13 protein-coding genes and 1 riboswitch are annotated in these 13,476 nt (G+C 72.8%); of the genes, 5 read left to right on the forward strand and 8 right to left on the reverse strand.

Annotation, left to right across the window (positions count from 1 at the left end):
* Nucleotides 1-15: 15 nt before the first annotated feature.
* Nucleotides 16-1,365, reverse strand: a complete 1,350-nt coding sequence (locus tag AB0C21_RS08865; RefSeq protein ID WP_500203463.1) for a purine-cytosine permease family protein — start codon at nt 1,363-1,365, stop codon at nt 16-18.
* Nucleotides 1,358-1,474: riboswitch (TPP riboswitch) on the reverse strand. (Overlaps the previous gene by 8 nt.)
* Before the next feature lie 85 nt (nt 1,475-1,559).
* Nucleotides 1,560-1,895: a rhodanese-like domain-containing protein gene (locus tag AB0C21_RS08870; protein ID WP_500203464.1), complete on the reverse strand. Its 336-nt coding sequence runs from the start codon at nt 1,893-1,895 to the stop codon at nt 1,560-1,562.
* Nucleotides 1,896-2,097: 202 nt separating this feature from the next.
* Here AB0C21_RS08870 and AB0C21_RS08875 point away from each other — a divergent pair, with 202 nt between their 5' ends.
* Nucleotides 2,098-2,403 (forward strand): SSI family serine proteinase inhibitor, encoded by a 306-nt coding sequence (locus tag AB0C21_RS08875; RefSeq protein WP_500203465.1) that lies wholly within the window; start codon nt 2,098-2,100, stop codon nt 2,401-2,403.
* Nucleotides 2,404-2,511: 108 nt separating this feature from the next.
* Here the strand turns inward: AB0C21_RS08875 and AB0C21_RS08880 are convergent, their stop codons facing one another.
* Nucleotides 2,512-3,372, reverse strand: coding sequence for a hypothetical protein (locus AB0C21_RS08880; protein WP_500203466.1), 861 nt, complete (start codon nt 3,370-3,372; stop codon nt 2,512-2,514).
* Between the two features lie 86 nt (nt 3,373-3,458).
* Nucleotides 3,459-4,322 (reverse strand): Fpg/Nei family DNA glycosylase, encoded by an 864-nt coding sequence (locus AB0C21_RS08885; RefSeq protein WP_500203467.1) that lies wholly within the window; start codon nt 4,320-4,322, stop codon nt 3,459-3,461.
* 199 nt (nt 4,323-4,521) lie between these two features.
* On the opposite strand from AB0C21_RS08885, the gene AB0C21_RS08890 reads away from it, so the two are divergent.
* The 3 genes from AB0C21_RS08890 to AB0C21_RS08900 all read left to right on the forward strand — a co-directional run bounded on the left by AB0C21_RS08890 (nt 4,522) and on the right by AB0C21_RS08900 (nt 8,029).
* A complete protein-coding gene (locus AB0C21_RS08890; RefSeq protein ID WP_149260670.1) occupies nt 4,522-4,728 on the forward strand; it encodes a heavy-metal-associated domain-containing protein in 207 nt (68 codons plus the stop codon).
* 62 nt (nt 4,729-4,790) lie between these two features.
* Entirely contained in the window at nt 4,791-5,762 is a 972-nt protein-coding gene (locus AB0C21_RS08895; RefSeq protein WP_500203468.1) for a DUF8832 domain-containing protein, read from the forward strand.
* A 32-nt stretch (nt 5,763-5,794) separates the two neighbouring features.
* Nucleotides 5,795-8,029, forward strand: a complete 2,235-nt coding sequence (locus tag AB0C21_RS08900; RefSeq protein WP_500203469.1) for a heavy metal translocating P-type ATPase — start codon at nt 5,795-5,797, stop codon at nt 8,027-8,029.
* A 177-nt stretch (nt 8,030-8,206) separates the two neighbouring features.
* Here the strand turns inward: AB0C21_RS08900 and AB0C21_RS08905 are convergent, their stop codons facing one another.
* Nucleotides 8,207-8,641, reverse strand: coding sequence for a MarR family winged helix-turn-helix transcriptional regulator (locus AB0C21_RS08905; protein WP_500203470.1), 435 nt, complete (start codon nt 8,639-8,641; stop codon nt 8,207-8,209).
* Between the two features lie 107 nt (nt 8,642-8,748).
* On the opposite strand from AB0C21_RS08905, the gene AB0C21_RS08910 reads away from it, so the two are divergent.
* Nucleotides 8,749-9,828 carry an alkene reductase gene (locus AB0C21_RS08910; RefSeq protein ID WP_500203471.1) on the forward strand — a complete coding sequence of 360 codons (1,080 nt, stop codon included), beginning with the start codon at nt 8,749-8,751 and terminating at the stop codon, nt 9,826-9,828.
* A gap of 4 nt (nt 9,829-9,832) precedes the next feature.
* Here AB0C21_RS08910 and AB0C21_RS08915 read toward each other — a convergent pair whose 3' ends face one another.
* The 3 genes from AB0C21_RS08915 to AB0C21_RS08925 all read right to left on the reverse strand — a co-directional run bounded on the left by AB0C21_RS08915 (nt 9,833) and on the right by AB0C21_RS08925 (nt 13,363).
* A complete protein-coding gene (locus AB0C21_RS08915) occupies nt 9,833-10,441 on the reverse strand; it encodes a TenA family protein (RefSeq protein WP_500203472.1) in 609 nt (202 codons plus the stop codon).
* A gap of 175 nt (nt 10,442-10,616) precedes the next feature.
* Nucleotides 10,617-12,794 carry a bifunctional polysaccharide deacetylase/glycosyltransferase family 2 protein gene (locus tag AB0C21_RS08920; RefSeq protein WP_500203473.1) on the reverse strand — a complete coding sequence of 726 codons (2,178 nt, stop codon included), beginning with the start codon at nt 12,792-12,794 and terminating at the stop codon, nt 10,617-10,619.
* Between the two features lie 2 nt (nt 12,795-12,796).
* Nucleotides 12,797-13,363 (reverse strand): hypothetical protein, encoded by a 567-nt coding sequence (locus AB0C21_RS08925; RefSeq protein WP_500203474.1) that lies wholly within the window; start codon nt 13,361-13,363, stop codon nt 12,797-12,799.
* Between the last annotated feature and the right edge of the window lie 113 nt (nt 13,364-13,476).

The raw sequence follows: 13,476 nt of genomic DNA on the forward strand, positions 1-13,476 counted from the left end.
CTGCCGACCCAAACCTTACCGTTTGGTAAGCCTGCCGATGAGCAGGGCCGCGACCCCCGCCACCAGGAACGACAGCAGCGAAGCGCTCATCCAGGTCTGCGGCGTGAAGTGCAGCGCGGCACGCACGTCGGACCACATTTCGGCCCAGCGGGCGACGGTGCCGGGGTTCACGAGCTGGTACACCACGAACCCCGCCGCCCATGCGGCGATCATGCCCCAGCGGGACGGCGCCGTCCGCGAGACGTCCCAGCCGGCGCGGCCCCGGCCGCGGCCGAGGAAGAAGTCGGCCGCCAGGACGCCGAGCATCGGCACGAACACCGAGCCGATCAGCGAGAGGAAGCCCGCGTAGTCGCCGATGTCCAGGACCAGCGCGAGCACGGTGATGAGGATGCCGAGCCCGACGCTCAGCACCCGGCGGTCGGCCCGGGGGAACAGGTTCTGGATCGACACCGCGGTGGAGTAGGTGTCGGCGAACGACTGGTCGGCCTCCCGCAGCACGAACACCGCGAAGAACACCACGCCCAGCGAGGCGCCCAGGAACGGGTCGAAGATCTTGCCCGAGTCGCCCGCGACCAGTGCGAGCGCGAGCAGGCCGAGGACGTAGGCGACGATCTGCGTGACGGAGTAGCCGACGGCCGCGGCGCCGAACGCCCCGCGCTCGGTGCGCGCGTGCCGGGTGTAGTCGGCGGCGACCGGCACCCAGGAGATCGACACGGCCAGCGCGGCGTCCGCGCCGACCCAGAACCCGCCCCACGAGCCCCGGTTCAGGTCGGGCAGCGGCTCCTGGACGAGCCGGACGTAGAAGTAGACGAGCGCGATCGCCACCGCGACGGTCACGTAGCGGCGCAGCAGCCGCACCGAGCCGAGCGGCCACACCGTCAGCACGGTCGTGATCGCGCCCGCCGCGACGACGTAGCCCCAGCGGGGGACGCCGTCCCACAGCTCGCGGGCCGCGTCGGCGATGACGATCAGCTCGAACGTGCCCCAGCCGACGAGCTGGGCGATGTTGAGGACGGTCGGCGCGTACGACAGCCGCGCGCCGAACAGGCCGCGCAGCAGCACCATCGCGGGCTGGCCGGTGCGCGCGCCGGGGACGGCGGCGAGGCCGAGCATCAGCCCGCCGAGGGCCGTTCCCACGGCCATCGCGACGATGCCCGCCATGATCGAGATGGTGGGCCGGCCGGCCTCGTCCGGCGCGAGGACGGTGTAGGCGCCGGAGAAGGCCAGGAGGCTGACGCCGAGGTTCCCCCAGAAGGCGCTCTGGTCCCAGAATCCGAGGACCTTGGGGGCGGGCTCGTCGAGGGTGAACGGGACCTCGTCGCGGACGCGCTCGTCCTGAGGGCGCTTTTCGACGTCGGACGTCACGGGACACACTCCCTACGCCGGCATTACCCGGACAGGTTCATGCGGTCGGCGACGCCTTGGAGGCCGCCCTCTCAGCCCGGCTGTGGCCCGAGCTCCCGCGGGTATCGGTCAGGCCCGATCGTACAACCGCATACAACCGCCCGTCACGCCCCAAAAGGGGGCATCGGGGTCAGATCACTCGGCGGCCGGTCGGATCACGCGACGAAGGGCGGGCCGTCCCCGGTCCCCTCCATCGGGCGGCCGGCCCGGGCCCACCCGTGCATGCCGTCGCCGACGTTGCGCGCCAGCCAGCCCGCCTGGTTCAGCGCGACCGTGACCTGCGCGGACCGCGCCCCGGACCGGCAGATCACATAGACCTCCCGGTCACGCGGGATCTCCCCGGCGCGGTCGCCGAGCTGGCGCATGGGGATGTGGACCGCCTCGGGCGCGTGGCCCGCCTCCCACTCGTCCTGTTCGCGGACGTCCAGCAGGTAGCCGTCCTGCGGGACCTCCGCGGCGACCACGGCCGGCACGTCTTCCCCGAAATTCATCACACCCCCATGGAACCGCGCGAAGCCCCTCTGCGTCGAATCACGCATGCGGTATCGGACGCTCCTTTTCGCAGCGCCCGGGCTGGCCTTGCTCCTGTCCATGGCCGCCTGCGGCGACGAACAGGCAAACGGAAACCCCGCCGGAGCGCCTTCGGGCACGACGTCCGTGCAGCCGTCCGGCTCACCGGCGGACACACTCACCGTGCAGGTCAAGGCCTCCAAGGAGGCGCCCGCCAAGACCTGGCGGCTGACCTGCGGCCCGCCCGGCGGCGACCATCCCCAGGCGGCCGGCGCCTGCGCGGCCCTCACCAAGGTCAAGGATCCCTTCAAACCCGTCCCCAAGGACCAGATGTGCACCAAGATCTACGGCGGTCCGGAGATCGCCACGGTCAAGGGCACCTGGCAGGGGAAGCAGGTCGACACCACGTTCACCCGCGATGACGGCTGCCAGCTGCACCGCTGGAGCCAGATCGGCCCGGTCTTCGGGAACGTCCCGAAGGTCCGCTGAACCCGGCGGACGAGCCATCCCCGTTCCGGCTCCGTCCGCGATCCATGAGTCAGGCCCCGGCGCCCGCCGGGGCCTGACGCGTCCCGGCTCCCCGCCGGAGCGGCGGGGTCAGAGCAGGCCGCCGATGCTGCGGTTCTGGGAGACGGCGGTGTCGAACGCGAGCGGGCATGCCAGCACGAGCGTGCGCATCGGCTCCTGCAACTGGACGTGCATGCGCAGGACGTACCGGTCGGCCCCGGTGAACATCTGGGACAGGAACTCGCCCATCCCGGCGAAGCCGCGCTGGATCCGGGCGATCTCCTGCTGCCGCCAGTCGGTGATCCGGCCGCCCAGCAGTTCGTAGTAGCCGAGCTGCCGCTCGTGCGGGTCGAGGATCTCCCAGCCGCGCATCGCCCGCTTGCGCAGGTGCCCGATCAGCCCGCCCTGCGGGGTCAGCACCTGCATCATGGGCGTGCCCATGAACCCGTACGGCTTGTAGAAGAGGAAGTACGGCATGCCGTCGGGCCGGAGGATCGACAGCTTCCGCTCGGCCTTGGTCTGGCTGCCCTGGCTCATCACGCGCAGGGCCTTCTTCGCGCCGCTCACGCCCTCTTCCCGGACGTACGCCGCGGGCTGCCCCTGCGGGCTCCAGATCGTGTAGTTCGCCTCGGTCGAGAAGAACTGCGCCGGCTGGTCGTAGACGAGGATCGGCGATCCGTACAGGTCGGCGGGCTGCTGCGGCGGCCGCTGGTGATGGACCTGGGGGTGCTGGGGCACGGGGTGGCCGGCCTGCTGCGGCACCGGGTAGCCGCCCTGCTGCTGCGGCGGGTACCCGGGGGCCTGCGGCGGATATCCGTAGCCGGGAGGCGGGGCGGCAGGCGCGTACGGAGGAGCGGGCGCGCCGCCGGGCGGAGGTGCGCCGTAGGGCGGCGGCGGAGCGCCGCGACCAGGGCCGCCGGGCGGGGCGGGTGGGGGCGGGGGGTATCCCATGGCGGCTCCTGAGAAGGCGATCACCGCGGTCGACGCGCGACACGATACGCCCGGACCGCCGGGCCCACAGCCGGATTCGCCCGGTCCTACTTCAGGAGGCGGGACATGCGGCGGTCGGCGAGCGGTTTGCCGCCCGTCTGGCAGGTGGGGCAGTACTGGAGCGCCGAGTCGGCGAACGACACCTCGCGGACCGTGTCCCCGCACACCGGGCACTTCTGGCCGGCGCGCCCGTGCACCCGCAGGCCGGTCTTCTTCTCGCCCTTGAGGTCCTGCGCCTCCAGGCCGCGCGAGCGCTCCACCGCGTCCCGCAGCGTGGTGACGATCGCCTCGTGCAGGACGGCGACGTCCTCCTCGGTCAGCGAGGAGGCGATCTTGAACGGGGACATCCGGGCGGCGTGCAGCACCTCGTCGGAGTAGGCGTTGCCGATGCCCGCGATCACCTTCTGGTCGCGCAGCAGCCCCTTGATCTGCGTGCGCTTGCCGTGGACGATCTCGCCCAGCGCCGCGGGGGTGAAGGCGTCGTCCAGCGGGTCGGGGCCGAGGGAGGCCACGCCGGGCACGTCCTTCGGGTCGCGGACGACGTAGACGGCGAGCCCCTTCTTGGTGCCCGCCTCGGTGAGGTCGAAGCCCGAGCCGTCGTCCAGGTGCACGCGCAGGGCGAGCGGGTTCTTGCCCCCGGGCCGGACGGGCTTGACCGGGATCTCGTCGCGCCACCGGAGCCAGCCCGCGCGGGCGAGGTGGACGACGAGGTGCAGCCCGTCGACGTCCAGGTCGAGGAACTTGCCGTGCCGGGCCGCGCCGGTGACGGTCAGCCCGCCGAGCGCGGTCACCGGCGGGTCGTAGGTCTTCAGCGCGGAGACGGCGAGAACATCGACGCGGGCGACGGCGTGGCCGACCGCGCGCTCCCGCAGGAAGCCCGCCAGCGCCTCCACCTCAGGTAGCTCAGGCATGGCTTCAGTATCCGCGACGAGCCGCGCCGCCGGAACGTCCGTCCACAGCCCTGTGGACACCTGTGGAAAACCCTGGGGGCGATGTGACCCGGATCTCGGAATCGCTGATACCCCCCTGGGGTTGTCACAGGTATCCGGTTATGGCAGCATGAGGCCGAAGAGATACCCCCTAGGGGTAATTGACCCGAAGGAGACGACGATGAGCACCGCCACCTACACCGTCAGTGGGATGACCTGCGGCCACTGCGTGAGCTCGGTGACCGAGGAGGTCGAGCAGATCGCCGGCGTGACCGGCGTGGACGTCGACCTCCAGACCGGCAAGGTCACCGTGACCAGCGAGACGCCCCTCGACGACGCCCAGGTGAAGGACGCCGTCGAGGAGGCCGGATACCAGCTGACCTCATGAGCGGACCGCACCTCGCCACCGGGCGGGGTGCGCCCCTCGGACATCGAGCGGAGTGAAACGGCATGAACAGCGCGACCAGGCTGGGGGCCTACGCCGTGGGACTGGCGGTCGTCTTCGGCGGCGCCGCGGGCGTCGGCAAGATCGTCGGGCCCGTCGGCGGGAAGGCGGAGATGGCCTCCCATGAGACCGGCGGGGGCCACGGTGCGGGCGGAGGCGAGCACGGGGGCGGCGGCCGCGAGAGCGCGGCGTCCCAGGTGCCGGGCGGCCTCCAGGTATCGGAGGACGGCTTCACGCTCGTCCCGCAGCGGACGGTCCTGAGCCCCGGCGAGAAGACCGACTTCCGGTTCACCATCAACGGGCCCGACGGCAAGCCCGTCACCGGGTTCAAGCCGCTGCACGGCAAGCTTCTGCACCTCATCGTGGTGCGGCGCGACCTGTCCGGCTTCCAGCACCTGCACCCGACCGAGGCCGGGGGCGGCGTCTGGACCGTCCCGATCACGCTGGCCAAGCCCGGCGCGTACCGGTTCTTCACCGACATCCAGCCGGAGGGCGCGAAGCGGCAGCTCACGCTCGGCACCGACGTCTTCGCCCCCGGCGACCTGAAGCCGGCGCCGCTGCCGGAGCCCGAGCAGGTCGCGAAGGTGGACGGCCACGAGGTGCGCCTCACCGGCGGCCTCACTCCCGGCAAGTCCAGCGAGCTGACCCTCACCGTGAGCAAGGACGGCAAGCCGGTCACCGACCTGGAGCCGTACCTGGAGGCGTACGGGCACCTCGTCGCGCTGCGGCAGGGCGACCTCGCCTACCTCCACGTCCACCCGGACGGGGAGCCCGGCGACGGCGAGACCAAGCCGGGACCCGGCATAACGTTCTTCGCTGAGGCTCCCAGCTCCGGCGCCTACCGCCTCTACCTGGACTTCAAGCACGAGGGCAAGGTCCGCACGGCCGAGTTCACGGTGCACGCGGGGCACGTCCCCGTCCAGGAGCAGGGGCAGGAGCCCGAGCCGGGCCACGACGACCAGCCCCACACCCACTGACGTTCCGCACGATCCAAGCAGAGGAGGACGCGATGAGCACGGACGCGGTGTCCGGGCGTATCGAGCTGGCGATCGGCGGTATGACGTGCGCGTCGTGCGCCAACCGGATCGAGCGGAAGCTCAACAAGATGGACGGCGTGACCGCCACGGTCAACTACGCCACCGAGAAGGCCAGGGTCGAGTTCGGGGAGGGGGTCTCCCCCGACGAGCTGATCGCCACGGTGGAGAAGGCGGGCTACTCCGCCGCCCTCCCCGCCCCGCCCAGGGCCGCGGACGACGCGGCCCCGGAGCCGCCCGACGAGCTGCGCCCGCTGCGGCAGCGGCTGGTCACCGCGGTGGTGCTGTCGATCCCGGTGATCGCGATGGCGATGATCCCGGCGATCCAGTTCGAGGCGTGGCAGTGGCTGTCGCTGACGCTCGCCGCCCCGGTCGTGGTGTACGCGGGCTGGCCGTTCCACAAGGCCGCGGCCGTCAACCTGCGGCACGGCGCCGCGACCATGGACACGCTGATCTCGCTCGGCACGCTGGCCGCGTTCGCGTGGTCGCTGTGGGCGCTGTTCTTCGGCACCGCGGGCGAGCTGGGCATCAAGCACGGGTTCGAGTTCTCCATGACCCGCTCAGACGGGTCGATGAACATCTATCTCGAGGCCGCGTCCGGCGTCATCATGTTCATCCTCGCCGGACGGTACTTCGAGACGCGCTCCAAGCGCCGCGCCGGCGCCGCGCTGCGGGCCCTGCTGGAGCTCGGCGCCAAGGAGGTCTCGGTCGTCCGGGACGGGCGCGAGGAGCGGATCCCGGTCGACGCGCTCGCGGCGGGGGACCTGTTCGTCGTCCGCCCCGGCGAGAAGATCGCCACGGACGGGACGGTCGAGGAGGGCTCGTCCGCCGTGGACGCGTCCATGCTGACCGGCGAGTCGGTCCCGGTCGAGGTCGGGCCCGGCGACGCCGTGGTCGGCGCGACCGTGAACGCGGGCGGGCGGCTGCTGGTGCGCGCCACCCGGGTCGGCTCCGACACCCAGCTCGCGCAGATGGCGCGGCTGGTGGAGGACGCGCAGACCGGCAAGGCGCAGGTGCAGCGGCTCGCCGACCGGATCTCGGGCGTCTTCGTCCCGGTCGTGATCGCGCTGGCGCTCGGCACGCTCGGCTTCTGGATCGGCACCGGCGAGCCGCTCGCGGGCGCCTTCACCGCCGCCGTCGCCGTGCTGATCATCGCCTGCCCGTGCGCCCTCGGCCTGGCCACCCCGACCGCGCTGATGGTCGGGACGGGGCGCGGCGCGCAGCTCGGCATCCTGATCAAGGGCCCGGAGGTGCTGGAGTCCACCCGGACGATCGACACCGTCGTCCTGGACAAGACCGGCACCGTCACCACCGGCAAGATGGCCCTGGTCGACGTCGTCACCGCCGAGGGCGTCTCCGAGGAGGACGTGCTGCGGCTGGCGGGCGCGCTGGAGAACGCGTCCGAGCACCCCATCGCCCAGGCCATCGCCAAGGGCGCCGTCGAGCGGGTCGGCGAGCTGGGCAAGGTCGAGGACTTCGCCAACGTCGAGGGGCTCGGCGTCCAGGGGATGGTGGACGGCCACGGCGTCCTCGCGGGCCGCCCGCGGCTGCTCGCCGAGTGGTCGCAGCACCTCACGCCCGACCTCGAACGCGCCATGGAGAAGGCGCAGGCGCTCGGCCACACCGCCGTCGCGGTCGGCTGGGACGGCGAGGCCCGCGCGGTCGTCACCGTCGCGGACCAGGTCAAGCCGACCTCGCGGGAGGCGATCGAGCGGCTGCGCGGGCTCGGGCTGCGCCCGGTCCTGCTGACCGGCGACAACGAGACGGTGGCCCGCACGGTCGCGGACGCGGTCGGGATCGAGGAGGTCATCGCCGACGTCCTGCCGCAGGACAAGGTGGACGTCGTCAAGCGCCTCCAGTCGGAGGGGCGGACGGTCGCCATGGTCGGCGACGGGGTCAACGACGCCGCCGCGCTGGCCCAGGCCGACCTCGGCCTGGCGATGGGCACCGGCACGGACGTGGCGATCGAGGCGTCCGACCTGACGCTGGTGCGCGGCGACCTGCGCGCCGCGGCCGACGCCATCCGGCTGTCCCGCCGCACGCTTGCCGTGATCAAGGGCAACCTGTTCTGGGCCTTCGCCTACAACGTGGCCGCCCTGCCCCTCGCGGCGTCCGGCCTGCTCACCCCGATGATCGCCGGAGGCGCCATGGCGTTCTCCTCGGTCTTCGTCGTGACGAACAGCCTCCGCCTCAGGCGTTTTAGGGCGTGATCGAACCCGCGGCCACCCGGTGATGCCGGCCGTCGCGATTGCGTGCGAAGCCGGTTTCGAGCCTGCGAGAAACCGATCGCGTAGCGAGCCCCCAGGGCGAGTCGGAGCGATGCAGCAATCGCACGCGATGCCGTGCGGGTCCGGGCCTCCAAGGCCCGGAGCCGCACGGCATCGCCATCAGACAGAGCGAAGTGTCGCGAGCAGGGGGGCGAGGGTGGGGTCTGTCGTGGCCTCGTCCAGGGCCTGGGTGAGGGTCTCGTCGTAGGTGGGGGCGGCCTTGGTCTGGACGGCGCGGCCCTCGTCGGTGATGACGGTGTAGACGCCGCGGCGGTCCTTGGGGCACATGTCGCGGCGGGTGAGGCCGGCGGACTCCAGGCGCGCGACGAGCCGGCTGACCGAGCTCTGGTTGAGGCCGATGAGGTCGGCGAGCTCCTGCATGCGCAGCTCGCCGTCGTCGGCGCGGGCGAGGCGGCACAGGGCGCGGTACTCCGACAGCCCGATCCCGTGGCGGCGCTGCAGGGCCTTGGACAGCCGGTGCTCGACCCGCCCGTGCAGCGTGACGATGCCGTCCCAGAGCGCCGCGTCCGCCGCGGCCTTCCCGTCAGCGCTCATCGCGCACCCCGCTTCCTCTTGACGCCAGCTTACATGCAATGCCAATATCTGCATGTACATACAACACATGCGTGTACATGCAAGTGCTCCGCCGGGAGGAGAGGCCGATGACCAGCCCCCTGCTCGCCCCGTACGAAGGCCCGCACCTCAGACTGCGCAACCGGATCGCGATGGCGCCGATGACGCGGGGCCGGGCCGACGACGTGACCGGCGTCCCGCACCCGCTGACCAAGGAGTACTACGCGCAGCGCGCGAGTGCGGGCCTCATCGTCACCGAGGGGATCTGGCCGGACGTGCTCGGCAAGGGCGGCCCCGGCATCCCCGGCCTGGTGACGGACGAGCAGGTCGCCGGGTGGCGGGAGGTGACGGACGCCGTGCACGAGGCAGGCGGGACGATCTTCGCCCAGCTCTGGCACGTGGGCCGGGTGACGCATCCGCTGATCCTGCCCGGCGGCGCCACGCCCGTCGCGCCCTCGGCGGTCGGGATCCGGTCGGAGCGGATCCACACGAACGAGGGGAGCGTCCCCCACGTCACGCCGCGCGCGATGACGACCGCCGAGGCCGAGGCGACGGTGGCCGCCTTCGCCGCCGAGGCCCGCAACGCCGTCCGGGCCGGATTCGACGGCGTCGAGGTGCACGGCGCGAACGGGTACCTGATCCAGCAGTTCCTCGCCGAGAACACCAACCGGCGCACCGACCGGTTCGGCGGCTCCCGCGAGGGCCGGCTCCGCTTCGCCCTCGACGTCGTGCACGCCGTGGCGGACGCGGTCGGCCCGGAGCGCGTCGGGCTGCGCATCTCCCCCGACAACCCGGAGAACGAGATCGCCGAGGAGGACCCGCAGGGCACCTACCGCGCCCTGGTGGACGCGCTCGACCCGCTCGGCCTCGCCTACCTGCACGTCATCGAGCGCGGCGCCTACGGGGCGCTGGCCGATCTGCGCCCCCGCTGGTCGGGCACGCTGATCGGCAACTTCAACGGGCCCGAGCCGACGTCCCGGCGCGCCGGCGAGGAGGTCCTCGCGGCCGGCCTGGCCGACGTCTTCTCCTACGGGCGGCTGTTCATCGCCAACCCCGACCTGCCCGCCCGCTTCGCTACGTCGGCCCCGCTGGCCGCCCACGTGGAGCACCTCGTCTACGGCGGCCACGCCGAGGGCTACGTCGACTACCCCTCGCTCGCCCGCGTATGACGGCTCAGGTCTCCACGGACCAGAACGCCACCTCGTGCCGCATGCCCTCCATGAAGAGGCGCTCCGCGGCGGCGGGGTCGGGGGCCGCCTCGTCGATCATCTGGGCGATGCGGTCGGCGAGGGCGGCGAAGCCCGGGTCGGCGTAGGTGTCGACCCAGCGGCGGTAGCGGGGCTCGGCGGGCGGGTCCTCGGCGAGGATCCGCCCGAGCGTGGAGTAGCCCCACATGCACGGGTACAGGGCCGCGAGGCCTTCGCCGTACACGGCGGCGCTGTCCAGCAGGAAGGACGTGTAGGCGGCGCACGCGGGCCCCTTCACCGCGCCGTCGAGGTCGGCGGAGAAGCTCGCGGAGAGGGAGCGGTGCAGGTCGAGCTCGTCGTGGAAGGTGGCGTGGGCCAGATCGACCAGGTCGCCCAGGTGGGCGCTGGGAGCCTGCCAGGCGAGGCGGGAGAAGACGCGCACGTAGTCGTGCAGGAATAGGTAGTCCTGTTCCAGCCAGGAGCGGAACACGGCCTCGTCGAGGTTGCCTTGGGCGATGCCCTTCACGGTGGGGTGCTGGAGCTGCTCGTCCACCAGCGGGCGGCCGAGTTCCTCCAGGTGCGCGGCGAGACTCATGGCGCCAGTCTGCCCCAGACACGACCAAGCCCCGCCGGGTCGTGCGACCCGGCGGGGCCTTGGTCTAGCACCGGTGTGCGGGTCGCCTCTCGGCGAAAGGCACAACACGGCTCCAGCCGAACGGTATTCCGTGAAGGCGATAGGTGAGGCCCGGGGACACCAGGCACACCGGCTGTCATCTGTAACCGATGGGCCCGGGGGATTGTTCCCGGGTCCCGAAATCCGCGAAGGTGCCCGTCCGCCGGATGGTGTGCCACCCCAGGCGGGCCCCCAGCAGCGCGGTCACCACGGACTGGACGACGACCAGGTACATGAGCTGCCGGTAGACGAACTGCTGGAGCGGCAGCGCCCACAGGGGCCGGACGGACTCGCCGTCCAGCCACAGGGCGTAGGCGCCGGCGGCGGCCTGCGCGGCGACGAAGAGCGTCCAGGAGACGACCGGCACCACGGGGTCCAGGAAGATCAGCCCGAACACCGCGAACAGGTCGATGACCGGGGCGAACAAGGGGAGCAGGACCTGGAACACCGTCAGGTAGGGCAGGCAGCGGCGGCCGAACCGCCCCGAGCCGCCGCGGTCGACGACGGAGCCGCGGTGCTTCCACATCGCCTGCATCGTCCCGTAGCACCAGCGGTACCGCTGCCTCCACAGCTGCCGCAGCGACGACGGCGCCTCCGTCCAGGCGAGGGCCTTCTCCTCGTAGACGACGCGCCGCCCGGTGCGGCAGATCGCCATGGTGAGGTCGGTGTCCTCGGCGAGGGTGTCGCCCGGGACGCCGCCCACCTCGGCGAGGACGGACCGCCGGAACCCCCCGATCGCGCCCGGGATGGTCGGCATGCACTGCAGGAGGTCGAACATCCGCCGGTCGAGGTTGAAGCCGATGACGTACTCGATGTGCTGCCAGCGGCCGAGCAGGCCGCCGCGGTTCGCGACCTTGGTGTTGCCGCTCACCGCCCCCACCTCCGGGTCCGCGAAGGGGGAGACCAGGTGCCGGAGGGTGTCGCGCTGGAAGACGGTGTCGCCGTCCACGAGCACGAGGATGTCGGCCCGGGCCGCGGCGATGCCCGCGTTGAGCGCGCTCGGCTTCCCGCCGTTCGGCTTGCGGATGAGGTGCAGCCCGGGCCGCCGCATGGACTCGACGATCGCGGACGTGGCGTCGGCGGACCCGTCGTCCACCACGATCACCTCGACGGTGCCCGGGTAGTCGGTGTCCAGCAGCGAGGTGACCGTCGCCGCGATGCCGGCCTCCTCGTTGTAGGCGGGGACGACCACCGAGACGGGCGGGAACGGGTCGGGCGGCAGCCCGCCCGGGGGCGGCCCCGGGCGGCCTCGGGCGCGGCGCGGGCGCCGCTGGGGCCTGCGGACCCGGCGCATGTGGACGTGCGCGAAGACCAGCAGCGCGACGAGCCTGAGCACGCAGAGGACGCCCGCGACCCCGAACACCGCGCCCATGGTGCCGGTAAGCGCGGACGCCGCCCGCTGGGCGGCGACCAGCGTCCAGCCGACGGCCCGCTCGCGCGCGGGCACCGCGACCTCCGCGGACGGCATGCCCAGCGCCTGCGTGAGCGTGGTGAAGCGGTAGCCCTGCGGCTGGAGCCTGTCGATGATCTGCGCCACGGCCGCGACCGTCTCGGAGCGGTCGCCGCCCGAGTCGTGCAGCATCACGACGGCGCCCTCGCCGCGCGCCTCCGCCGCCAGCGCCCGCTGGACGATCGTCGCCGTGCCGGGACGCGCCCAGTCCTCGGTGTCGCGGTCGGTGAGCACGACGACGTAGCCGTCCTCGCCCGCCCGCTCGGCCGCGCGCCACTCGGGAGCGGTCAGGCCGTCCGGGCGGGACGAGTACGGCATCCGCATCAGCCTGGTGTGGACGCCGGCCGCGCCCGCCAGCGCGCGTTGCGTGAGGTCCATCTCCAGGCGCCCCCGCCACTGCGGTGCGGCTGCGAGGTCGGCGTGGGTGTAGGTGTGCGAGCCGATCTCGTTGCCCTCGCGGAGGATGCGCCGGGTCAGCTCCGGCTCGCGGGCCACGCGTGCGCCGACGGTGAAGAACGTGGCGTGGGCGTCGCGGCGGCGCAGGACGTCCAGCAGCCGCGGCGTCCACTCCGGGTCGGGGCCGTCGTCGAACGTCAGCGCGATCGTCTTCCTGGGCATGCGGCGGCTCTGCGGGGCGCCGCCCGAGAGGTTGACCACCGGCCCGCCCCCGGTCACCTGGGACGGCGCCGGCGCGGCGTCCCCCTCGGCCCGCGGAGCCTCACCGACGGCGCCGTTCGCGAAGCCGTCCAAGAGGAGCAGGATGGCGAGCACCAGGCCGCCGAGCGACAGCAGGATCCAGTGACCCCGCGGTTCACCGCGTCTCATGCTCAGCCGCTCTTCCGCTTCTTGCCGTACGCGGGAGGCGTCGCCTGCGACTTGCCGGGCCGCGTCGTCGCGGTGCCCGTCGCCGCCGGCGCGGGCGTGCCCGGCGAGGCGGCGGGCGCCGCGGGGGCGGCGGACGCTCCGGGCGCCGCCGATGCCCGGGGCGCTCCGGACGGCGCGCTGTGCCGGGGACGCGTGGTGGCGGGCCGCTCCTTCGCCTTTCCGGCCGGGACGCTCGGACGGCTCAGCTTCACCTGCGGCTTGGCGGACGGCCCGCTCCACGGCGTCAGCGGGACGTCGGCGCCGGTGGTCATGCCCAGGCCGAGCGCGCCCAGGAACACCAGGAGCAGCGCCCCCACGAGCAGGCCGAGCCGCCGTCCGAGCCGGGCACGCCACCCGGTCGCGTCGACGAAGACCGGCTGCGCCTCGTCCGGCAGCACCTCGTCCGGCAGCACCTCGTCCGGCGGCGCCTCCGGAACGGGTCCCGGAAGCGGCCGGGTCAGCGGCGGAGCGGCCGGCGCTATGCCGGTGACAAGGAGCTCATCCCGGTCATGTGAGGCATTGCGGATCATCTTCGTCCGTCTCGTGCGCGGGGATCGGCCGGGCGGCCGCGGGAGGGGTTCACTGCGTCAGCGCGAACCCGCGCGTACGTGTCACACCACAGTGCAAATGCCTGCACAATGGC

The sequence above is a fragment of the Spirillospora sp. NPDC049024 genome (assembly GCF_040649235.1).
GTDB lineage: Bacteria > Actinomycetota > Actinomycetes > Streptosporangiales > Streptosporangiaceae > Spirillospora.